Origin of the sequence: Paraprevotella clara YIT 11840 (assembly GCF_000233955.1) — a bacterium.
In the GTDB taxonomy this organism is placed as follows: domain Bacteria; phylum Bacteroidota; class Bacteroidia; order Bacteroidales; family Bacteroidaceae; genus Paraprevotella; species Paraprevotella clara.
Map to the genome: position 1 here is coordinate 1,321 of NZ_JH376648.1, position 329 is coordinate 1,649.

The 329-nt window shown below is 32.2% G+C and carries 1 protein-coding gene; it reads right to left on the reverse strand.

Annotated elements, in window-relative coordinates; translation table 11 throughout:
* The coding region (locus HMPREF9441_RS16140) for a hypothetical protein (RefSeq protein WP_216593510.1) at window positions 1-329 on the reverse strand (329 nt) is incomplete at both ends.

A 329-nucleotide genomic window follows, 5' to 3' on the forward strand; every position in this document is an offset into this window, starting at 1 on the left:
GAAGTAGCTATCTATATCCGTAGGTTTTACAAAGTGTTCTATACTTCCTGCATAGATAAGAAGCTTTTTACCACCACTTTGAAACTGATAGGACAAAGAATCTTCAGACAATTTGCGGTAGCTAGAGAGCTTAAAGTTCTCTATGTTGTCTTTTTCAGGTTCAAAGGCTATGTTCTCATATAAAAAAGTAGTTTTATCAAAGCGTTTGATACCCAAAAAAGAAAAAAAACTTTTCTTAGTAGTTTCTTTTTTAAAGGAGAGAAAATCTCGAGTTATCTGAAACGTTTTTATCTCTTCTGTTTTATCATCGGTAACGATAAGTTTGTAAG